Genomic DNA, 25,516 nt, shown 5'->3' with positions numbered 1-25,516 from the left:
GACCTTCTCCACGTTAATGTGCGCAAACGGTAACCTGCACGGCGCTATGGTCCCCGAGCTCTGCCCAGGGACGATCTAAAAACAGTTGATGAATCTCGGATAACCCTGACACCAGATACGGTTCGCACTGATTGAGTTTTAGATGGTCGGCGACTACCCAGTGCGCCTGGCTTGCGGCCAGCATGGCACGCTTCACTTCGGCATCCGCCTCCTGACTGGCGCTCAATCCGAGTTCGGCATGGATGGCGCATGCGCCAAGGATGGCAATATCCGCCCGGTAGCGAGAGAGCAGCGAAAGGGTGGCGCTTCCGGCAAACAGGCGCTGTTTCTGATCCCACTTTCCACCGAGCAGGATCAGGTCGATACCTTCCCGATCGCTCACCTGTTGGGCGATATCAAGAGAAGGGGTGATGATGGTCAGCGGCCCCTGAAGGAAAGAGGCAACGGCCAGCAGTGTGCTTCCGGCATCCAGAAACAGCGTCGAGCCCGCAGGAACGCATTGCGCAACCTGTTTACCCAGCCGCTGCTTGATTTCAGGCAGCAAGGTATTCCTGCTAACCCGGTTCATCGTCGAGAGATTCAGCGCGATGGCGCCACCATGGTTTTTTTGTGCCAGTCCCTGTTTTTCCAGGTCGGTCAGATCGCGACGGATGGTGTCCGCTGAAACCTGCAATCGATCTGCCAGCTCGGTAATGCTGGCCTGGCCTTGTTCAGTAATGATATCAAGCACATATTTCTGTCTGGCGGTTTTATGCATGGGCGCAGTATCCTGCAAAACGTCGCAATACTTCGCAGTTTACAGCATTTTGCAGAAAAGGGAATCGGGACAGGCGCGGGATGTTATCCAAAAACAGTTTAATGTTGTGATTATTGATATTGCATTAATCAGTCATAAAAAGCATGTATGTATCTTTTAGGTATGTTGTTATCGCTATGTTTTACTTAAAAATTTGGCTTAAGCTGCCACATTCCAGTGCCTAATTGATATTTATAACTAATTTGTAATTATAAATTAGTGCATATATCTAATAATTTTTGTTTTTAAAGTAAAATAATCCAGTTTTATTCCGTGGATTACTTAAATTGACATTTCTTTGAAAATCTTTGTGTCTGATTCGGGGTGAAATTAACGCAAAAATGTACACCGGGGTATTTTAGAATTTTCTTTAGATTACAGGGGGTTTATTTGTTTCATCTGAAAGGTCTTTTATAACGTTTTGTCCAGAAACCCCATCTTTTTTCTTATTTGTAACAACACATTAACATTGCGGGTGTGGTTGCTTATATCACATTTTGTTATGCTGCGAATCACTAAATATTTAAGTAAATTCTTAAAAGAAAAAAAGGGATTGAACGGCTCTCATCTCAATTGAAATGGGTTAGGGGAACTCTTTCCCGGAATTAATGGAGAAGGGGCAATGGATTTCTGGCGAATTATTTGTACCTCTTCCTGGGTATTTATTTGGCTATCACCTGGAGTCGGGGGATATTATGAAGATGAAATGCAATAACAGGTTACTCAGATTATCTGCCTCCCTGACCTTAATTTCGTTGGTGGTGACTGCGGCTAATGCAAATAACGGCCAGGCGGGGATATCTCCCGTTGCGGCAATGACGATGAAAGAAAGTATTCTTTTCGCTCTCGATCGCGACCCCTCGGTGAGCCAGCAGGCGGCACAGCTGGGGATCGGCCAGGCACAAATAGACGAAGCGCGCAGTGGCTGGATGCCACAAATAGCCCTGAACGGGAGTACGGGTCACAGCCAGACCACCGATTCAAGCGGCTCGTTGCGAAATTCCGCAGCCTGGGGCCTGAGTCTGACGCAGCTGGTGTACGATTTTGGCAAGACCAACAACAGCATCAGCCAGTCTTCAGCTCAGCGTGACAGCTATCGCTACCAGCTGATGAGCACGATGTCTGCCGTCGCGGAAAAAACGGCCCTCAGCTATGTGGAAGTGAAACGCTACAGCGATCTGTTGCAGGCGGCAAAAGAGAACGTGCAGGCGCTTAAAAACGTTGAGCAGCTGGCAAAACTCCGCGCCGACGCTGGCGTAAGCTCCACCTCTGATGAGCTTCAGACCCGCACCCGTATTGCCGGGATGCAGGCGACGGTAGAGCAGTACAATGCATCCCTGAACAGCGCCCGCGCGCGGCTGGCGGTATTAACTGGCATACAGGCTGAACGCTATTCACCGGTTCCGGGAGGTCTGGCCGTGGAGCCGGATTCTCTCAATCGGATTGATTATTCACTGATCCCAACGGTGATGGCCGCGCAGAACATGGAGCGTTCAGCCCGGTACGGCGTAGAAACCGCGAAGTCTCAGCACTGGCCGACCTTAAGCCTGAAAGGGGGCCGGACCCGGTATGAGTCGGATAATCGCGCGTACTGGGATGATCAGATCCAGCTCAATATTGACGCACCGCTTTATCAGGGCGGCGCGGTCTCGGCGCGCGTCCGTCAGGCCGAGGGCGCAAGGGCAATGGCATCGTCTCAGGTCGATCAGGCCCGTTTTGATGTCCTGCAAAAAGCCTCCGTCGCACAGGCCGACTGGACCGGGGCGCGTGGACGAATGGAAGCCGGGAAACGTCAGCTGGAAAATGCGTTGCGCGCCCGCGATGTCTACAAAAATGAATATACCCTGAGCAAGCGCAGCATTAACGATCTGCTCAGCGTGGAGCAGGATGTCTGGTCTGCCACCTCCGCGAAAATAATGGCTGAATACGATGGCTGGAGTGCGGCGATTAATTACGCCTCTGCGGTGGATAATCTCATGCCGCTTATCGGAATAGAGAAAAACGCTGCCGAGAAATTACCTGATTTAAATTAAAAAAGGCGCGCCTTTCTGCGCGAAATAAGTCAGACAATAATGGGTGATTTTTCCCAAGGATAGCTACATCCCTCTGGTGGACATATCCACAGGAATACGCGCACCTGCAAGGAGAAGAATATGAGTACCGCAAAAGTTGTTGATGTCATCATTCGCAAAACGGCAGAGAAGACGAAATTAACCGGTGAAGGGAATCTCTCGGTTTCTATTTCCTCACCGAGCGTGATTGAAATTCAGGGTTCTGCTCAGGACGTGGTGCGTTATGTCCGCCAGGGGAATGACCTCCTCATTTATATGAAAGATGGCAGCGTGATCCGCTGCAATAATTATTTTGTCGAAGACACGGAAACCCATAATCATTCCGAACTGGTATTTAACGATAACCAGGCGTTGACGCATATTTCATTTGCCGATGCCGGGGAAGCATCAGGCGTTGCCGCCACCGAATTAACCGCCCAGGCTGCACCCATTAGCAGCATTGAACCTTTCCTGGAGCAGGGAAGCGTATTAAGCGATGCGCCGTGGGGCTGGATTGCCGGTGCGGCGTTAGGGGGCGGTGCGATCGGCGCACTGCTGGCTCACGGCGGCGATGGCGAAACCAAAACCAGGGTTATTGATAATACAAAAGAAGTCGAAAGCGCTACGCCGACATTTTTGCTGGCGGACAACGCGGGTGACAAGCAGGGCGTGCTGAGTGCAAAAGAGGTCACGGATGATAACACCCCCACCTTCAGCGGTACCGGGCAGCCGGGCGCGACCATTCAGGTTAAAGACGGCAGCGGCAGCACCATCGCCAGCACCATGGTCGCGAAGGACGGCACCTGGACGGTAACACTCCCGACCCAGGCGGACGGGGAACATACCTGGTCCGTCGTACAGATCGACGGCAGTAAAACGACCTCTGCGGGCAGTATTACCGTAACCGTTTCTACAGCGGATACCAGCGTGACGCTCGCCACCACGGCGGGTGATAACGTGATCAACGCCAGCGAACAGTCCGCGGGCTTTACCCTGTCCGGCACCAGCAAAAACCTGGCGCAGGGAACGGCGCTTACCGTCACGCTCAACGGTAAAACCTATACCGCAGAAGTGGGAGCAAACGGCGCATGGAGCGTGAAGGTGCCTGCTGCCGACGCACAGGCGCTGGGCGATGGTACCTGGACGGTCAACGTCAGCGGAAAAGACGCGGCGGGCAACACCGTGTCCGGCAGCCAGACGATTGGCGTGGATACCGCCTCGCCAGTGATCTCTGTCGACACGATCGCCCAGGACAACATCATCAACGCGGCTGAACATAATCAGCCGCTGACGCTGACGGGGAAAACCGATGCGGAAGCGGGCCAGATTGTGACGGTCACGCTGAACGGCAAAAATCACACGGCGACCGTGGGCAGCGACGGCAGCTGGTTCGTTACGCTTCCGGCCAGTGAAGTACAGACGCTGGCTAACGGCGAGCACACCCTGACGGTAAACGTCAGCGACAAAGCGGGTAATGGGTCCTCCATCACCGCCGATTTCACGGTCGATACCGCAGCGCCAGTGGTCACTATCAACACCGTCGCGGGCGACGACATTCTGAACACCAGCGAGCAGGGGCAGGCGCAGATTATTTCCGGCCAGGCGAACGGCGCGGCGGAGGGCGACGTTGTCACCGTGACCGTTGGCGGCAAGACCTTTACCGGTGTCGTCCAGGCGGACGGCACCTGGAGCGTCGGCGTGCCTGCCTCCGTCATTGGCGCGCTGGGGGAAGGTAGCCACAGCATTTCGGTTGCCGTGACCGATGCGGCGGGCAACACCGGCAGCGCGACGCACGGCATTACGCTGAGCGGCAACCCGCCGGAATTTACCCTTGATCCCATCAGCCAGGATAACGTCCTGAATGCGCAGGAGGCCATGCAGCCCCTGAGCCTGAGCGGGACCAGTAATCTGCCGAACGGCAGCGCTGTCACCGTGACGCTGAACAACGTTAACTATCAGACCACCGTTGAGAACGGTCGCTGGTCCGTTCAGGTGCCGGTCTCCGACGTGCTGGATCTGGCGAATACCCTTTACACCGTCAGCGTCAGCGGCACCGACAGCGTGGGTAACAGCGGCTCCGCCGAGGCGAATCTGCTGGTAGACACCGTGCTGCCGCAGGTGATCGTCAACACCTTTGCCGGGGATAACCTGGTCAATAACGCCGAAGCAGCGGTTGACCAAACCCTCAGCGGACGCGTCACCGGCGCGGCGGCGGGCGATACCGTCTCTGTCACCGTGGGCGGCAAGAGCTACACCGCGACGGTTGGCAGCGACCTGAAATGGAGCGTGACGATCCCATCGGCCGACCTCCAGGCGTTTGGCGACGGCGATTTAACCTTCAGCGCCTCTGTCACCAATGCGCACGGCAATACCGGCACCGGCGAACGTGATATCAACATCAACGCCGAACTGCCGGGCCTGCGCGTGAACACGATCTCTGGCGATGACGTGATTAACGCCATCGAGCAGCAGCAGGATCTGGCCGTCACCGGCTCCAGCACTCATCTGGCCGAAGGCACACAGATCACCGTTACCATCAATAATGTCGAATACGTCACCACGGTTAACGCCAGCGGCAGCTGGCAGATTGGCGTGCCGGCGGCGGACCTTCAGGCATGGACGGCGGGAGGCATGACCGTCAGCGTCAGCGCGGAAGATGCCTGGGGCAACACCGTGGCGGCTGAACACCCGATCGAGCTTGACCTGAATGCGGTGGCTGTCACCATCGATACCGTAACCACTGACGATATGCTCAACGCGGCGGAAAAAGGCGCGGATGTCACGCTTTCTGGTCAGACGCAGGGCGTGGAGGCCGGGCAGACCGTAGTGGTGAAATTCGCGGATCAAACCTTTACCGCACAGGTGCAGCAGGACGGCTCCTGGCACCTGACCGTTCCGGCGAGCGCGATGGAAACGCTGATCGACGGGCGTGCGCAGGTGAGCGTCAGCGTGACTAACGTCAACGGCAACAGCGCGGACGCCTCACGCGTGGTGATCGTCGATACGCAGCCGCCAGCCATTACGCTTGATAACCTGACCGACGACAACATCATTAATGCGGCAGAAGCGCAGCAGGATCTGGTGCTCAGCGGCAGCACAACCGCTGAAACGGGCCAGACGGTCACCGTGACGCTGAACGGTAAATCTTACCAGACCACGGTACAGGCGGACGGTCGCTGGCAGCTGAACGTGCCTGCCGCCGACGTAGGCGCGCTGACCGATGGCAATGTCACCGTGACGGCCACCGTCACTGACGTGGCGGGCAACAGCAGCAGCGCGGATCGCGTTGGGCTGGTGGATGCCACCGTGCCGCAGGTGACCATCAACGATTTCGTCACCGACACCAACACCGTTAACCAGCTGGCCCATGCTCAGGCGCAGATCCTGAGCGGCTCCGTCACCGGCGCGGCGGCGGGCGATTTGGTCACCATCACCATCAATAACGTAGACTACACCACCGTGGTGGATGCGGCAGGAAACTGGAGTCTCGGCCTGCCTGCGTCCGTCATTCAGGGGCTGACGGACGGCACCTGGACCATTAACGTCTCCGTGACCGATCGGTCCGGTAACACCGGCAGCAGTTCAGTGGATGTGGTGGTCAATACTGTGACGCCCGTTATCGGTATTAACACGCTGGCAGCGGATGACGTGATCAATGCGGCAGAGAAGGGCGAAGATCTGCTGCTTTCCGGTACCAGCAACCAGCCGGAAGGAACCACCATCACTGTTAATCTGAACGGTATCAACTACACCGCCACCACCGACGCCAGCGGCAACTGGAGCGTTACCGTACCCGCCTCTGCGGTGAGCGCGCTGGGTGAAGCCAATTACACCGTAACGGCGAGCGTCACCGATAATGTGGGCAATAGCGCCGCTGCCACGCACGATGTGCTGGTGGACAGCTCGCTGCCGGTTGTTACCCTCAACAACTTCGCGGGCGACAATATCGTCAACGCGGCGGAAGTGACCGCAGGGCAAACCCTGACCGGAAAGGTTTCTAACGCGGCATCGGGCGATACCGTCACGATTATCCTCGGCGGGCAGACATACACGGCTACAGTACAGGACGATCTCACCTGGAGCCTGCCGTTAACCCAGAGTCAGTTAACCGCGCTCGGCAACGGCGACCTGACCGTCTCGGCCAGCGTGACGAACGCGCACGGTAATACCGGATCGTCTTCCCTGGATGTCACCATTGACGCCCAGCTGCCCGGCCTGCGCATTGATACCGTCGCCGGTGACGACGTCATTAACGTTATTGAACACGCGCAGAACCTGGTTATCTCCGGCACCAGCACCGACCTGGCGGCGGGTAGCACCGTCACCGTGACCATCAACGGCAAGAGTTATTCCGCATCGGTACAGGCGGACGGCACCTGGCAGGCTGCGGTTCCGGCCGCAGACGTCTCCCGGTGGGCGGACGGGTCGCTCACCATCAGCGCCAGCGCGCAGGATACCTCCGGCAACCCGGTGAACATCGGCACCGTGGTGGATGTCGATCTCGCCCCGGTGGCGATAAGCATTAACAGCGTGACGGACGACAACGTGCTGAACGCGGCAGAAAAAGGCCAGGATCTGGTGCTGTCCGGCTCCTCCTCGAACGTTGAAGCGGGCCAGACCGTTACCATTATCTTTGCGGGTAAAACCTGGACCACGATGGTCGATGCCAACGGCGACTGGACCTGCACCGTACCGGCTGCCGATCTGAGCGGCCTGAAGGACGGCGACGCCAGCGTACAGGTCAGCGTAACCAACGTGAACGGCAACGCGGCCTCTTCCTCGCAGGCATTCAGCGTCGATACCGCCGCGCCAGCGGTCACCATCAACACCATCAGCGGCGACAACATGCTGAATGCGGCAGAGGCGGCGCAGGATCTGACCCTGAGCGGGACGTCTACTGCCGAAGCAGGCCAGACGGTCACCGTGACCTTCAACGGCAATCAGTACACCGCCCAGGTGCAGGCAAACGGCAGCTGGACGCTGGACGTACCGGCGGCGGATCTGGCGGGGATCGCCGACGGCAGCGCGGCGGTCACGGTGACCGTTTCCGATAAAGCGGGCAACCCGGCCAGCGCGGGGGCGTCCGTGCTGGTCGACACTACCGTGCCGCAGATTACCTTCAACATTGTGGCGGGCGACGACATTGTTAATATTGCCGAGCACGGCCAGGCGCTGATTGTCACCGGCAAGGTGACGGGCGCGCAGGCGGGCGATGTGATTACCATGACCCTGAACGGCAAAGACTACACAGCGATGCTGGACGGTGCCGGAAGCTGGAGCGTGGGCGTTCCGGCGGCAGACGTGGGCGCGCTGGCTAACGGCGATCAGACGATCTCCGCCACGGTCACCGATAAAGCGGGCAACAGCACCAGCGCGACGCACGCGTTTGACGTCTCCCTGACCGCGCCGGTGATTGCCATCAATACCCTGGCGGTTGACGACGTGATCAACGCGACCGAGAAAGGCCAGGACCTGTTGATCTCCGGTACCAGCAACCAGCCGGACGGGACCCGCATCACCGTAACCCTGAACGGTATCAGTTACGCCGCCACCACCGATGCCAGCGGTAACTGGAGCGTCACCGTTCCGGCGGCAAACGTCTCGGCATTGGGCGAAGCGAGCTATAGCGTGACGGCCAGCGTGACCGATACTGCGGGTAATAGTGCGAACACCAGCCATAGCGTGCTGGTCGACAGCGCGCTGCCGCAGGTCACCATTAATGCGGTTGCCACCGACGACGTGATTAACGCGGCGGAAGTGGCTTCCGGACAAACCCTGAGCGGGAAAGTGAGCGGTGCTGCGAGTGGTGACACTGTCACAATTTCGGTGGGTGGCAATACCTACACGACAACCGTGCAGGACGATTTAAGCTGGTCGGTTAACGTCGCGTCTGACGTGTTAACCGCCATCGGCAACGGCGACCTGACCGTATCCGCCAGCGTCACTAACGGCCACGGTAATACCGGCTCCGGCGAGCGCGACATCACGATTGATGCCAACCTGCCTGGCCTGCGGGTCGATAAGGTGGCGGGTGACGACGTGATCAACAGCATCGAACACGGACAAAACCTTATTATCACCGGCTCCAGCGACGGTCTGGCAGCGGGTTCAGCATTGACGGTGACCGTTAACGGTAAAACCTACGCGGCCACCGTACTGGCAGACGGTACCTGGACGGCCGCCGTTCCGGCAGCAGACGTCGGCGCGCTGAGCGAAGGCACCGTCACCATGACCGTTGAAGGCCAGAGCGCAGCGGGCAACCCGGTTTCTATCAGCCACGACGTGAAGATCGACCTGGCGACGGTTGCTATCAGCATTGACGCTATCGCTACCGACGACGTAATCAATGCGGCAGAAAAAGGCGCAGATCTGGTGCTGTCGGGTGCCACCACCAACGTGGAAAAAAACCAGACCGTTACCATCACTTTCGGCGGTAAGACCTATAGCGCGACGGTGGATGCCAGCGGCCACTGGACGGCGACCGTACCGTCTGCCGATTTAGGTAGCCTGAAAGACGGCGACGCCAGCGTGCAGGTCAGCGTCACCAACGTGAACGGCAACAGCGCCTCGGCGGGCCGCGAGTACAGCGTGGACGCCACCGCGCCGACGGTGTCCATCGAGATCGTCAGCGACAACAACATCATCAACGCGGCCGAAGCGCAGCAGGATCTGGTCGTTAACGGTGTCTCCAACGCCGAAGCGGGCCAGACCGTCACCGTGACGCTGAACGGCCTGGACTACACCACCACCGTACAGGCGAACGGCAGCTGGAGCGTCACCGTACCGTCTGCGGATATCGGCGCGATTATCGACGGCAGTTACACCATCACGGCAGTCGTCGCGGATAAGGCGGGTAACCCGGCCTTGGCGGACCGCGATGTGCTGGTGGATACCACGGTGCCACAGCTGACCATTAACACCGTTTCCGACGACGACGTGATCAACAGCGCCGAGCATGCGCAGGCGCTGATTGTCACTGGTTCCGTGACCGGTGCGGCGGCGGGCGACGTGGTGACCGTCACCATCAATAACAAAGATTACACGGCGACCTTGGACGCTTCCGGCAGGTGGAGCGTGGGCGTGCCTGCGGCGGACGTGAGTGCCCTGACCGCCGGGGATCACACCATCACCGCGGCGCTGACCGATAAAGCCGGAAACAGCAACAGCACAACGCACGAGGTTGAAGTCAACCTCACTGCGCCGGTGCTGACCATTGACACCGTGTCCGGCGACGATGTGATCAACAGCAGTGAGAAAACGCAGGATCTGACCATCACAGGTACGGCTTCCGGGCTGGCCGTGGGCGCGGTGGTCACCGTGATGCTCAACGGCAAAGCGTACAGCGCCACGGTGGATACCAATGGCCAATGGACCACAACCGTTCCGGCGAGCGAGGTGGGGCAACTGGGTGAAGCGCTTTACACCGTGTCGGCCTCCGCAACGGACAGCGTCGGCAACAGCACCAGCACCTCGCACACCGTGAACGTGGAATCCGTGCTGCCTGGCGTCATCATTAACACCGTGGCGGGCGACGACGTGATCAACGCGGCGGAGCTGGCAACCGGCCAGACCATTAGCGGCACAGTGGTGAATGCCGAAGCGGGCAACACCGTGACTGTGTCTGTTGGCGGCCATAACTACACCGCAACGGTGCAGAGCGATCTGACCTGGTCCGTCAGCGTACCGGAATCTGTGCTCACCGCGCTGGGCAATGGCGATCTGACCGTGACCGCCAGCGTCACGAACGGCGTGGGCAACAGCGGCAGCGGAGAGCGCGATATCACTATCGACGCGAATCTGCCGGGCCTGCGCGTGGACACCGTAGCGGGCGATGACGTGATTAACAGCATCGAACACGGGCAGAATCTGATTATCACGGGTTCAAGCGACGGCCTGACGGCGGGCACAGCGCTGACCGTCACCGTAAACGGTAAAACCTATGCAGCCACGGTGCTGGCAGACGGCACCTGGAGCGCGGCGATCCCTTCTGCGGACGTGAGTGCCCTTGCCGCAGGCACGGTCACCGTGAACGTTGAAGGCCAGAGCAGCGCGGGCAATCCGGTGGCTATCAACCATGATGTGACGGTGGATCTGGCAAATGTCGCGATCAGCATTGACGCCATCGCTTCCGATGACGTGATCAACGCCGCCGAGAGGGGTGCGGATCTGGTGCTCTCCGGCACCACCGCGAATGTAGAGGAAAATCAAACCGTCACCATCACCTTCGGCGGCAAAAGCTACACTGCCACGGTGGACGCTGAGGGTAAATGGACCGCCACGGTGCCGTCTGCGGATCTGGCTGGCCTGAAGGACGGTGACGCCAGCGTGCAGGTAAGCGTCACCAACGTGAACGGCAACAGCGCGTCTGCGGGCCGCGAGTACAGCGTGGATGCTACCGCGCCGTCCGTGACCATCAACACGATTGCCACCGACGATATCCTCAACGCCTCAGAAGCACAGTCCGACCTTGCAATCTCCGGCACCAGCACAGCCGAAGCAGGCCAGACGGTGACCGTATCGCTGAACGGCAAAGATTACACCACAACCGTCAGCGCGAACGGCAGCTGGACGCTGAACGTGCCGGCAGCTGACCTTGCAGGATTAAGCGACGGCAGCGTCACCGTAACCGCGAGCGTCAGCGACAAGGCGGGTAACCCGGCGTCGGCGGACCACAACCTGACGGTGGACGTCACCGTTCCGGCAGTGACCATCCACACCGTGGCAGGCGACGACGTGATTAACGTGGCTGAACACAATCAGGCGCAGATTATCAGCGGCTCCGCCACCGGCGCGGCGGCGGGCGATAAGGTCACCGTCACGATCGGCGGCCAGACTTATACCACCGTGTTGGACGCGGCGGGTAACTGGAGCGTGGGCGTTCCGGCGAATGTGATTTCAGGCCTCAGCGACGGAACCGTGACCGTCTCTGTGTCAGTCACCGACGCGGCGGGCAATACCGGCAGCGGCACGCATAATGTGACCGTCGATACCGGTCTGCCATCGGTCAGCTTCAACGCCATCAGCGATGACAACGTCCTGAACGCCGTTGAAAAAGGCCAGGATCTGAGCGTCAGCGGCACCAGCGCCAACCTTGCGGAAGGCACCGTGGTCACCGTTACCCTGAACGGTAAAAACTACACGGCGACAACTGCGGCAGACGGCACCTGGAGCCTGACGGTTCCGGCTGCGGATCTGACCGGTCTCGGTCAGGCCAGTTACACCCTGAACGCGACGGCCACCAACGGCGTGGGCAACAGCGTGAGCAATTCTGCGAACCTGCTTGTCGACACCGCGCTGCCAACCGTCACCATCAACACCGTGGCGGGCGACAACGTCATCAACGCGGCGGAAGTGGCCGCGGGTCAGACCCTGAGCGGCACCGTGGCGAATGCCGAAGCGGGCAACACCGTGACCGTCGCTATCGGCGGCCAAAGCTACACCGCAACGGTGCAGAATAATCTGTCCTGGTCCGTCAACGTGCCGTCTGACGTGCTGACCGCACTCGGCAACGGCAGCCTGAGCGTAACCGCGACCGTCACCAACGGCCACGGCAACACCGGCACCGGCGAACGCGAGATCGCTATCGACGCTAACCTGCCGGGGCTGCGCGTCGATACCGTGGCGGGTGACGACGTGGTCAACACCATCGAGCACGCGCAGAACCTGATTGTTTCAGGCACCAGCGACGGGCTGGCGCCGGGCACGGCGCTGACGGTTACCGTCAACGGTAAAGATTACGCGGCAACGGTGCTGGCAGACGGCACCTGGCGCGCTGCGATCCCGTCCACCGACGTGAGCGCGTGGCCGGAAGGCACCGTGAAAATCAGCGTTACCGGTGACAGCGCGGCGGGTAATCCGATCACCATCAGCCACGACGTGACCGTTGATCTGGCTACCGTTGCCATCAGCATCAATGCGCTTGCCACCGACGACGTGATTAACGCGGCGGAGAAGGGCGCGGATCTGGTGCTGTCCGGTGTGACCACCAACGTGGAAGCCGGGCAGACCGTGACCATTAGTCTGAACGGCAGGATCTACACCACCACCGTGGACGACAGCGGCAACTGGACTTACACCGTGCCGTCAGCGGATCTGGCTGGCCTGAAGGATGGTGACGCCAGCGTACAGGTGAGCGTCACCAATGTGAACGGCAACAGCGCCTCGGCGGGCCGTGAGTACAGCGTGGATGCTACCGCGCCGTCCGTGACCATCAACACCATTGCCACCGACGATATCCTCAACGCCTCAGAAGCGCAGTCCGACCTGGCAATCTCCGGCACCAGCACCGCCGAAGCGGGCCAGACGGTGACCGTATCGCTGAACGGCAAAGATTACACCACAACCGTCAGCGCGAACGGCAGCTGGACGCTGAACGTTCCGGCGGCGGATCTGGCAGGATTAAGCGACGGCAGCGTCACCGTGACCGCGAGCGTGAGCGACAAGGCGGGTAACCCGGCGTCGGCGGACCACAACCTTACGGTGGACGTCACCGTTCCGGCAGTGACCATCCACACCGTGGCAGGCGACGACGTGATTAACGTGGCTGAACACAATCAGGCGCAGATTATCAGCGGCTCCGCCACCGGCGCGGCGGCGGGCGATAAGGTCACCGTCACGATCGGCGGCCAGACTTATACCACCGTGCTGGACGCGGCGGGTAACTGGAGCGTGGGCGTTCCGGCGAATGTGATTTCAGGCCTCAGCGACGGCACCGCGACCGTCTCTGTGTCAGTCACCGACGCGGCGGGCAATACCGGCAGCGGCACGCATAATGTGACCGTCGATACCGGTCTGCCATCGGTCAGCTTCAACGCCATCAGCGATGACAACGTCCTGAACGCCGTTGAAAAAGGCCAGGATCTGAGCGTCAGCGGCACCAGCGCCAACCTGGCGGAAGGCACCCTGGTCACCGTGACCCTGAACGGTAAAAACTACACGGCGACAACTGCGGCAGACGGCACCTGGAGCCTGACGGTTCCGGCTGCGGATCTGACCGGTCTCGGTCAGGCCAGTTACACCCTGAACGCGACGGCCACCAACGGCGTGGGCAACAGCGTGAGCAACACCGCGAACCTGCTGGTAGATACCGCGTTGCCAACCGTCACCATCAACACCATTGCGGGCGATAACGTCATCAACGCGGCGGAAGTGGCCGCGGGTCAGACCCTCAGCGGCAAGGTAGCGAACGCGGAGGCGGGCAATACCGTCACCGTGACCATTGGCGGCAACACGTACACCGCGACAGTGCAGAGCGATCTGACCTGGTCCGTGAACGTGCCGGAATCCGTCCTGACGGCGCTGGGCAACGGCGACCTGACGGTGTCTGCGACTGTGACCAACGGCCACGGCAACATGGGAACGGGCGAGCGCGATGTCACCATCGACGCCAGCCTGCCGGGGCTGCGCGTGAATACCGTGGCGGGCGATGACGTGATCAACAGCATTGAGCATGGTCAAAACCTGATCGTCTCCGGCACCAGTGACGGGCTGGCGGCAGGCACAACGCTCACCGTGACCGTGAATGGCAAGACCTATGCCGCGTCGGTACTGGCAGACGGCTCCTGGACCGCGGCGATCCCGGCGGCAGACGTGGGCGCTCTGGCCGCAGGCACGATGACCGTCACCGTAGCGGGCCAGAGCACGGCGGGCAACCCGGTCTCCATCAGCCATGACGTGACCGTCGATCTGGCGGCGGTGGCTATCAGCATTGATGCGATTGCCACCGACGACGTGATTAACGCGGCGGAGAAAGGCGTGGATCTGGTGCTCTCCGGCAGCACCTCGAACGTTGAGGAAAACCAGACCGTTACCGTTACCTTCGGCGGCAAGACGTACACCGCGAAGGTGGATGCTGACGGTAACTGGACGGCCACCGTGCCTTCCGCCGATCTCGCGGGCCTGAAGGACGGTGACGCCAGCGTGCAGGTGAGCGTCACCAACGCGCACGGCAACAGCGCCTCGGCGGGCCGCGAATACAGCGTGGACGCGACTGCGCCAACCGTGACCATTGATACGGTAGCCGGCGACAACGTGATCAACGGCAGCGAAGCGGCTGCGGGCGTGGCCATTTCCGGCACCACCACGGCTGAAGTCGGTCAGACGGTCACCGTGACGCTGGGCGGAAACAGCTACACCGCACAGGTTCAGCAGGGCGGCGTCTGGAGCGTGAACGTGCCGGGCACAGACCTTTCCGCACTGGCGGATAACGGTTACACCGTGCAGGCCAGCGTGAGTGACGCCGCGGGTAATCCGGGCAGCGCGGGGAAAGCGATTACGCTTGATACCACGCCGCCGACCGTCAGCTTTAACGTTGTGGCGGGCGATGACGTCTTCAACAGCGTGGAGCACGGGCAGGCGCAGATCGTCAGCGGCACCGCAACCGGCGCCAGCGTCGGCGATAAGGTGGTCATCACCATCGGTTCGAACCAGTACACCACCACCGTTGACGCCAGCGGCAAATGGAGCGTGGGCGTTCCGGCCAGCGTGATTTCCGCGCTGACCGACGGCACCGTGACCCTTAGCGCGACTATCACCGACAGTGCGGGTAACAGCAGCACCCAGACCCACGACGTGGTGGTAAATACCGCATCGGTCGCGCTGACCGTCAACACCCTCAGCGGTGATGACGTGATCAATGCGGCAGAAGCGGGCGCGTCGCTGGTCATCAACGGCTCCAGCGCGCAGTTCGCCAGCGGTACGCAGGTCACTATCACCCTGAATGGTAAGAGCTATACGGCCACTATCCAGAGCGATAGCTCCTGGACAACCACCGTACCGGCCGCCGACGTGGGCACCCTGGCCGACGGCGCGAGCTACCAGGTTTCTGTTTCGGCGCAGGACAGCGCCGGGAACAGCGCCTCGGCGACGCACACCATCAGCGTGGACACCACCGCGCCGGTGATTAGCGTGAACACGTTGTCGGGCGACGATGTGCTGAATGCGGCGGAAGCGCAGCAGCCGCTGACCGTGCACGGATCTTCCAGCGCGGAGGCGGGTCAGACCGTTACCGTGACGCTGGGAGGAAAAACCTACACTGCGCTTGTCGGCAGCGACGGCACTTGGACGCTCGACGTGCCGGCAGCCGACCTGGCCGCCCTGAGCCAGGGCGCGCTGACGGTCACCGCTTCGGTCAACGATAAAGCCGGTAACAGCGGCCAGACGACGCATACCTTAACGGTCGATACCATCGCGCCAGCCGTCACCATTAGCACCGTGGCCGATGACGATATCGTCAACAACGCCGAGCAGCTGGCGGGGCAGACCATCAGCGGGACCACCACCGCGGAACAGGGCCAGACGGTGACCGTCTCCTTCAACGGCCACAGCTATCAGGCGACCGTGGCGGCGAACGGCTCCTGGTCGGTCTTCGTGCCGGGGCGTGATTTCCTTGGCCTGAGCGACGGGGATTACACCATTACGGCTACGGTGAGCGATAAGGCAGGTAACCCGGGCAGCGCAACGCACGACGTGACGCTTAACGGCGACGTGCCGACCATCGCCATTAACACCTTTGCGCAGGACGATATCGTAAATGCCGCCGAACATGGCACGCCACTGGTTATCAGCGGCACCACCGATGCGCCAGCGGGCCAGACGGTGACAATTACGCTTAACGGTAAAACCTACACGGCTACCGTTCAAAATGACGGCACCTGGAGCTATACGGTCGGCAGCGCAGACGTGACCGCGCTGGCGGACGGCGGTTCGTGCGTGATTAACGCGCAGGTGAGCAACGCCATCGGCAACAGCGTCAGCGATAACCACACCGTAACCGTGGATCTCACCGCACCGTCGATGGGGATCAGCATTGATTCCCTGCAAAACGATACCGGCCTCAGCGCGAATGACTTCATCACCAACGACAGCCAGGTGGTGGTGAATGGTTCCCTGACCGCGCAGCTCGGCAATAACGAGAAGGCGCAGATCAGCCTTGACGGCGGCGTCACCTGGATCGACCTGACCGTCACCGGCACCACCTGGCGCTACACTGATGGCCGCACCCTGACGGACGGTACGTATCAGTACCAGGTACGCGTGATTGATAACGCGGGCAACGTTGGGGCAACGGACAGCCAGGACGTGGTAATCGATCTGACGAAGCCTGCGGCGGCGACCATTACCGTGGATTCCGTCTCGCAGGATACCGGCCTGTCCGACAGCGACTTCATTACCAGCGACAACCAGATCAGCCTGAAAGGTACGCTCGGCGCGGCCCTGGGCAGCGGCGACCACGCCCAGATCAGCCTGGACGGTGGCGCGACCTGGACTGACGTGAGCGTTAGCGGCCTGAGCTGGACGTATATTGATGGCCGTACGCTGACCGACGGGGATTACAACTACCAGCTGCGCGTGATTGACGAGGCGGGGAATATCAGCGCCACCACCAGCCAGGTGGTGACCATTGATACCGTCGCGCCGGACGCCAGCAAAACGATCGCTATCGACAGCATCAGCGACGATACCGGCCTGAGCAGCAGCGACTTTATCACTCGCGACACGTCCCTGACCCTGCACGGCTCACTCGGCGCGACGCTGGCCGACGGCGAATATGCCCAGATCAGCATCGACGGCGGCGTCACCTGGCAGAACGTGATCGTCACCGGCAACAGTTGGTACTACGTGGACGGCCGCACGCTGGGTAACCAGACCTATGACTACTACGTTCGCGTAGTGGATGCGGCGGGCAACGTGGGTGCCAGCGCTCATCAGCAGGTGACGGTCGATACGGTCGCGCCGGATGCGGCGATTACGGTGACCGTGGATAACATCACCGTCGATACCGGTTTCGATAACAATGACTTCCTGACCAGTTCGACCTCGTACACGCTCAACGGGACGCTCGGGGCCGAACTCGGGGCGGGTGAGTATGTGCAGGTGAGCATGGATGGCGGCACCACCTGGGTTTACGCCACGGTAAGCGGTACCCAGTGGCGCTATACCGACGCGCGCACCCTGGCCGACGGCGACTACCGCTATCAGGTGCGGGTTGTCGATCAGGCGGGCAACGTCGGGGCCACCACCACGCAGGACGTGACGGTGGATACCCAGGCGCCGCAGTACGGCATCACCATTGACAGCATCAGCGAAGATACCGGGCAGTCCGGAAGTGATTTCATCACCATGGACACCTCGCTGACAATCAACGGTTCGTTGGGCAGCGCGCTGGCCAGCGACGAGCGCGTACAGATTAGCCTCGACGGCGGCAATACCTGGATTGACGCTACCGTCACTAACCAGCGCTGGAGCTATACGGACACCCGCGATCTGGCGGACGGGGATTACAACTACCAGGTGCGGATCATCGACCAGGCGGGCAACGTCGGCTCAACCACTTCGCAGGTAGTAACGGTTGATACCACGCCGCCTGATACGGTGGGAACGGTGGTCAGCTATACCGACGGGGAAGGCGAACGTCAGGGCAGCTTCGGCGCTTCGGTGGCAACAGATGACAACTCTCCAGTGATTAACGGGACGCTTAACCGTGCGCCGGACAATGGCGAGATCGTGCAACTGTATCGTGACGGTGTGCTGCTGGGACAGGTGACGATGAACGGCGCCGCCAGCTGGTATTTCCAGGACAGTGGTCTGAATGACGGTAATCACGTCTATATGCTGCGTGTTACCGATCTGGCAGGTAACTTCACCGACTCAGATGATTTCGTGCTGAAAGTGGATACGAGCATCCCGACCACCACCGTGACCATTAACCCTCAGACGACGACAGATAGCACCCCGATTCTGAGTGGACTTGTATCGGCGGGACTGACCAACGGCGAGTACGTGGTTATCACCGTGAACGATAAAACCTACACCTCAGAGACTGGCGGTGCGGTCGTGGTCGATCCGGAGAACAACACATGGTATTTGCAGCTCCCTGACGGCGATGCGCTGAGCGTGAAGAATTATGATGTTACGGCACAGGTGAAAAGCAGCGCCGGCAACGGTAATACCGCTGGGTTGACCACCGGTAGCCTGATTGTAGGGAGTGAAGAATCATTGACGCCGGCCTGGTCATTTACCGCCGCGAACTACTCCTATTCTGCCAGCTATATGCTGGATTCGGATGGGCTGTGGACGATTATGGCCAACCAGCAATTCGCATCCGCCAATACCAGTAGCCGTAACGCTTACACCGTTTCAGGCAATTTCTCAATGACGGGGAGTTACACAACCGGTACTTACGCGGATATCAACCGCGACGGGCTGGCTGACGTGCTGGCGGAAGGGACAAGTTACTCGTACATGGTGCAGCTGATTAACAATGGAGACGGTACATACACTTCCAGTACGCTGACCAATATGGGGGCTGCGGTGTGGTATGGCGCGGTGGTCGCCATTGACATCAAGGGCGATGGTTACACTGACTTTGTCATCGGGGATGCTGGCGGGCCTGATTCCAGCACCGTCATGCTCAATAACAACGGCACGCTGACGGGCAGTTCGAAGTCCGGTACGTACTCCAGTTTCGTATCGGGATCAACGGTAGGTAACTACAACAGTCTGATTGAAACGTCCGGTGTGGATTTGAACAACGACGGGAAAGTGGATATTGCCCAGCATACGACCAACGGGGGCAACAACTATGCCCTGTCGACCATGTTTAACCAGGGCAATGGCTCATTTACGTGGGGGCAAAACTTCACCAATACCATGTACAGCGGCTATGGTTCCGCCGCAGCGTCCAATGCCGTGAGTATGACCTGGGCCGACTTTAACGGTGATGGTTACATGGACCTGTATATGAGCATGTCCCGTACCTCCAGCGGAACCAGTCAGGGCGGGGTGTTAATGCTGAACGACGGTAGCGGCAACCTTCTGGCCGGCACCGCGGTTGGAACGGCGACCACGGATAAGTTTGTGGGTAACGTCAGCGTGGCGGTGGACTGGAACCTCGACGGTCACATGGACATCATCAAGCTGGCGAATAGCGGGCAGTCTTATCTTTACACCAATGATGGACTGGCAGGTACTGCAAGCTTTACTGCTTCGAAATTCAGTACCGCTACGTCAACTCAGGTATCCGGCGCGGCTCTGCTTGATTACGACTGGGATGGCGCACAGGATCTGCTCATTTTCCGTCAAAACGGTACGGTTTTACTGGAGCGGAATACCAATACGGTCGCACCAGGTACGGCCTTGCATCTGAAGATTGTCGACAGCGAAGGGATTAACGCCTTCTTTGGCAACACTGTCCAGCTGTACAACGCGGCAGGCCAGCTGGTCGCCAGTGAAATCATCAATGCCCAGTCCGGGATTGGCATTAACGATTCCTCGTCGCTCATCAGTTTTTACGGCCTGGATCCCAGCGAGACGTATCACGCGGTGCTGGTTCGTGCCGTTAACGGTGTTTCGAGTAACGTAACCTGGGACGGGCTGACGGCAGGAGACGGTAAAGAAAGTTACGCCCTGACGGCTGAAGCTGCTACGGGCGGTCACCAGGGCACCCTGACAGGAACCGGCTACAACGATACCTTTATCGCTGAAGCAGGGACGTATACCTACAACGGTTCCGGTGGCTGGACGACGACCTCTGAACACGACACGTGGAGCAGTACGGGCGGCATGGATGTCGTGGATTATCGCAACGCCACTTCCGGCGTCACCGTCGATTTAGGACGCTCTACGGCGCAGAGTACCGGATTCGATACCGCGACACTGGTGAATATTGAAGGCATCAACGGCTCCGACTATGACGACGTGATCACCGGCAACAGCGGTGATAACCAGTTCGAAGGCCGGGGCGGGAACGACACCTTCAACATCGGCAGCGGCGGTCACGATACGTTGCTCTATAAGCTGATCAACGCGTCTGACGCGACGGGCGGCAACGGCAGCGATGTGGTGAACGGCTTTACCGTCGGCACCTGGGAAGGGACGGCGGATACGGACCGTATCGACCTGCGCGACCTGCTTTCCGACAGCGGTTATACCGGCACCGGCTCGGCGAGCTACGTCAACGGCGTGGCGACGCTGGACAGCAGCGCGGGCAACATCGCCGACTACATCCGCGTGGTGCAGAACGGCAGCAACACCGAGATCCAGGTTGACCTGGACGGCACCGGCGGTCAGTTCTCGCCCACCACGCTGGTGACGCTGAACGGGGTGCAGACAGATCTGGCGACGCTGCTGGCGAACCACCAGCTGTTAATTGCGTAAAACACTGCCGCGGGGAGCGATCCTCGCGGCTTTTTGCGTTTCTTTACACGAATAGCCATAACCCTATATTTCACAAGATTATTTTGCGGGCTCGTTTAGACAGTGTTCGATTTCTAATCATCCCGGAAAGGTATCATTTCAGTGCGAAATCATCGCCCTGAACAGGACGTAGCATTATGAAGACACATCCACAGTACGAACCCTGGTTGCAGGGCATGCTCATCATCGCGAAATATTATCGGCTGGATTTTTCGGCGGAGCATGTTCGGGTCACGATTAACCATGAAAGCCAGTCGCCACGCCAGCTGGTGCTGGAGGAGATGGCGCGCCAGCTTGGGCTGGGGATGCGTTGGGTGGCGGCGGAAGCCCTATCGCTCGATCCCTGGCGTTTACCGCTGCTGGCGGAGTTTACCGGCGGGCAAATTGCGGTCATCAACCGTATGGACAACGATGGGAACGTCAGCGTGCAGTTTAGCGGCGACGGCGGCCTGGAGACAACGCTGACGCGGGACGATCTCGGTTCGCGGTTAAAGGGGCTGATGGTGCTGCGTCCCCTGGAGTCCACGCCGGATGCGCGCGTGGATGATTACATCAAACCCTATGAGAAAAACTGGTTCTGGCAGCTGGCGCTGAAAGACTGGCGTCGTTACAGCGATATTATGCTGGTGGCGCTGGTCGCCAACGTGCTGGCGCTTTCCGGCATGGTCTTCTCCATGCAGGTCTACGACAGGGTGGTACCGTCGCAGTCAGAAGCCACGCTGTGGGTGCTGTTTGGCGGCGTGATGATTGCCATCGTGTTCGAATTCATCATGCGCATGCTGCGCGTGCACATTTCTGACGTGGTGGGGAAGCGCGCCGATCTGCGCATCTCTGAACGCGTCTTTGCCCACGCGCTGCGGATTAAAAACGGCGCACGCTCGAAATCAACCGGATCGTTTATCGCGCAGATCCGCGAGCTGGAGTCGGTGCGCGAGCTGATCACCTCGACGACCATTGCGGCCCTCTCCGATCTGCCGTTCTTCCTGCTGTTCGTCTTCATTCTGTGGATGATTGGTGGTCCGCTGGTGCTGGTGGTCCTGCTCGCCGTGCCGCTGTTGCTTATTCCTGGCCTGCTGGTGCAGCGCCCGCTGGGGAAACTCTCCAGCGAAGGGATGCGTGAATCGGCGATTCGCAACGCCACGCTGGTGGAAGCGGTGCAGGGGCTTGAGGACATCAAGCTGATGCGCGCTGAGCAGCGGTTCCAGAACCAGTGGAATAACACCAATGACGTTGCCGCCAGCGTCGGCATGAAGCAGCGCTGGCTGACGGGGCTGCTGCTAACCTGGACCCAGGAGGTGCAATCTATCGTCTACGCCGTGGTGCTGCTGGTGGGGTGTTACCTGGTCATCAGCGGTGACATGACCACCGGTGCGCTGGTGGGCACCTCGATTCTGGCGTCCCGGACCATTGCGCCGCTGTCGCAAATTTCTGGCGTGCTTTCCCGCTGGCAGTCAGCAAAGGTGGCCCGCAAGGGACTGGATGACCTGATGCAGCGCCCGATTGACGATCCCCAGCACGGAAAGAAGGTGCATAAAGCCCACCTGCGCGGTGATTATCGGCTGGACGACGTCGGGTTTTATTACGACGAAGAAGAGAAGCTCACCGTGCTGAATATCAGCAAACTACGCATTCGCGCCGGGGAGCGCGTGGCGGTGCTCGGGCGGAATGGTTCGGGGAAAAGCACCTTGCTGCACCTCCTCGCGGGAATGCAGGAGCCGCAGCAGGGCAGCATTTTGCTGGACGATATTGCTCTCAATCATCTTGACCCGGCCGACGTGCGCCGCGATATGCAGTTGCTCAGCCAGCAGGCGCGGCTGTTCTTCGGATCCGTACGCGACAACATCCTGATGGGTAATCCGCTGGCGACAGACGAGGAAATCCATCAGGCGCTGGTCAACAGCGGCGCGCTGGAGTTTGTGCGCAAGCAGAAAATGGGGCTAAACACCATCATCAACGAGGGCGGAACGGGGCTTTCCGGCGGGCAACGTCAGGCGCTGCTGCTGGCGCGCGCGCTGATCACCTCGCCGAATATTCTGCTGCTGGATGAACCCACCGCCTGGCTGGATGAGGTCAGCGAGAAGCAGTTTATCCAGCATCTGCACCAGTGGCTCGGTAAGCGCCGGACGCTGGTGGTGGCGACGCATCGCCTGCCGATTCTGGACCTGGTTGACCGCATCATCGTCCTGGAAAACGGCAAAGTGGTGATGGATGGCCCTCGTGATGCCATTTTACGCCAGCACGGAATGGCCCCGCAGCAGGCGCCGCAGCGTACGGTTAAACTGAAAACGGAGGGCGTGGCATGAATGATTTCTCCCGCTTTAATAGCCGACTGAAGGAGCCCCGCCTGCCGCGTTCGTCGCTGGTGGCATGGTCGCTGTTTGCCCTGCTGGTGGTGTTTATTACCTGGGCCAGCCTGTTCCAGCTGGATGAGGTCACTACGGGCAGTGGCAAGGTGATCCCGTCCTCCCACGAGCAGGTGATCCAGTCCCTGGAAGGGGGGATTATTCACAGTCTGATGGTGCGCGAAGGCGACATCGTCGAGCGTGGTCAACAGCTTGCCCAACTGGACCGGACGAAAACCGAGTCCAGCGTGCTGGAGAGCGAGTCTCGATTAAACGCTGCGATGGCGACGGCCGCGCGTCTGAATGCTGAGGTGAACGACACCGGGCTGACATTCCCGGCAGAGCTGGATGACGACGTTGAGCTGGTCAAACAGGAAACGGCGCTTTATCAGTCACGTCGCGAAAGCCTTGAAAAAGGGCTGGCGGGTTTACGCCAGGGAGCGGATCTCGTGCAGCGTGAACTGGCATTAACGCGCCCGCTGGTGACGCAGGGGGCGGCCAGTAAGGTCGAAGTCTTACGCCTTGAACGCCAAAAAAATGAGCTGGAGAGCAAAATCACCGAGATGAAAAACCAGTACTACGTTCGCGCCCGCGAAGAACTGGCGAAAGCGAACGCAGAAATAGAGGCGCAGCGTTCGGTCATGAAAGGACGCGAAGATTCACTCACCCGCTTAACGTTTAATGCGCCGGTGCGTGGCATCGTGAAGGATATTGACGTGACGACGGTGGGCGGGGTGATCCCGCCGAACGGCAAACTGATGAGCCTGGTACCCCTTGATGACCAGATGGTGATAGAAGCGAAAATCTCGCCGCGCGATGTCGCGTTTATCCATCCCGGGCAAAAAGCGCTGGTGAAAATCACCGCCTATGATTACTCGATCTACGGCGGGCTGGAAGGGGAGGTGACGATGATTTCCCCGGATACCCTTCAGGACGAGGTGAAACGGGATGTTTATTATTATCGCGTTTATATTCGTACAGACAGTAACCATCTGACCAACAGGCAGGGCAAGGCGTTCCCGGTGTTCCCGGGCATGATAGCCACAGTTGATATCAAAACCGGCAGTAAATCCGTCATTGATTATCTGCTGAAACCGTTGAATAAGGCAAAAGAGGCGCTGCGCGAGCGGTAAAAAAGGCGTTCAGCAAACCGAACGCCCGTCAGATCAGAGTGTAGGCGTCATGTTGACAGCATGGCGTCGTTCTTTTGGTACCACATTGATGTAATGTGTGACATACGCAAAATATAATCCGGCATAATTTTCGACAAGCTCGATAAAGGCCGGATAAATTGACATCCGGCCATCGCCGCGATCTTTAAGATAACCTGCCTCCTGCGCCGATTTGATAATGCGGTTGACGTGAATACGCGAGACGAAAAATTCTTTTGCCAGCGTGCTGGCTGAATACGCTATTATGGCACCGTGTGCTGTTTTGTTTTTAATGGCCTGCAAATAGAGATAGAGCATAATCATTCGTCCACCATCCTTATCAATAAATAAACCCACCTCCGGAAGCACTTTCCTGAATGTTAATCCGCGGAAAAGGTACTCTGCGGCGCGCCGGAAAAAGTTGTGCCTCAGAATGTCATTGTCCAGAAGGTTAACATTAATGTTGAATGCCGGATAAAGAATGCTGACAGGCGTAAACGCCCCGGACATATAGCGTTTAAGCTCATCGAGTCCTTTTTCCGTCGGCGCAATTTTTGTTTTTCGGCGATCTTCACTACAGCGCCAGGTCTTAATTCGCCCGGTAGTTTTAAGTATGGTAATGATCGCGATAACACTGTTAGGGCTGGCGATATTATAACGGGTGCATAGCGCCTTAATCTCTGAAACTGACTCAGCCTGATTGCCAAAAACAAAACAACACATGGACAGTATTATGTTGAAGCGTGATTCCTGAAGCATCGTTTTGTAGAACAAGGGTTGTTTTTTATAAATGGCATCATTAATTCTGTAGTGTTCTGTTATAGCTTCACCAAATCGCGGGTTGTTTTTAATGACATCCCTTCGATGTAGCAAAGCCCTGGATGAGATGTGATTATCCATAGCATTTTCTCTTTTTGTCTGGGCCGATAAGATGAAGTGTCCGGTCTTCTTTTTCGGAATTTTCATTATACCTCGAGAAAT

Annotated in this window: 6 protein-coding genes; 4 read left to right on the top strand and 2 right to left on the bottom strand. The window is 59.0% G+C overall.

All coding sequences use genetic code 11. The annotated features are described in order from the left end of the window. Positions 1 to 13 precede the first annotated feature (13 nt). Entirely contained in the window at positions 14 to 757 is a 744-nt protein-coding gene (locus tag DD597_RS12290; RefSeq protein WP_032658360.1) for a DeoR/GlpR family DNA-binding transcription regulator, read from the bottom strand. Between the two features lie 734 nt (positions 758 to 1,491). On the opposite strand from DD597_RS12290, the gene DD597_RS12285 reads away from it, so the two are divergent. From DD597_RS12285 to DD597_RS12270, 4 genes are all read left to right on the top strand, one after another. Then, entirely contained in the window at positions 1,492 to 2,829 is a 1,338-nt protein-coding gene (locus tag DD597_RS12285) for a TolC family outer membrane protein (protein WP_129256231.1), read from the top strand. Between the two features lie 120 nt (positions 2,830 to 2,949). After that, entirely contained in the window at positions 2,950 to 21,003 is an 18,054-nt protein-coding gene (locus DD597_RS12280; protein WP_129256230.1) for an Ig-like domain-containing protein, read from the top strand. A gap of 176 nt (positions 21,004 to 21,179) precedes the next feature. Continuing rightward, complete coding sequence (locus DD597_RS12275; RefSeq protein WP_129256229.1) at positions 21,180 to 23,345, top strand: type I secretion system permease/ATPase; 2,166 nt, start codon at positions 21,180 to 21,182, stop codon at positions 23,343 to 23,345. Further along, positions 23,342 to 24,517: an HlyD family type I secretion periplasmic adaptor subunit gene (locus tag DD597_RS12270; RefSeq protein ID WP_022651165.1), complete on the top strand. Its 1,176-nt coding sequence runs from the start codon at positions 23,342 to 23,344 to the stop codon at positions 24,515 to 24,517. Before DD597_RS12275 ends, DD597_RS12270 begins: the two co-directional genes overlap by 4 nt. 33 nt (positions 24,518 to 24,550) lie before the next feature. Here DD597_RS12270 and DD597_RS12265 read toward each other — a convergent pair whose 3' ends face one another. Continuing rightward, positions 24,551 to 25,435: a hypothetical protein gene (locus DD597_RS12265; RefSeq protein ID WP_032634546.1), complete on the bottom strand. Its 885-nt coding sequence runs from the start codon at positions 25,433 to 25,435 to the stop codon at positions 24,551 to 24,553. Positions 25,436 to 25,516: the final 81 nt, after the last annotated feature.

The organism is Enterobacter cloacae complex sp. 677-3DZ2D5B (assembly GCF_004136695.1).
Taxonomy (GTDB): domain Bacteria; phylum Pseudomonadota; class Gammaproteobacteria; order Enterobacterales; family Enterobacteriaceae; genus Enterobacter; species Enterobacter hormaechei_C.
This window is presented reverse-complemented; position numbering and strand designations above follow the sequence as displayed.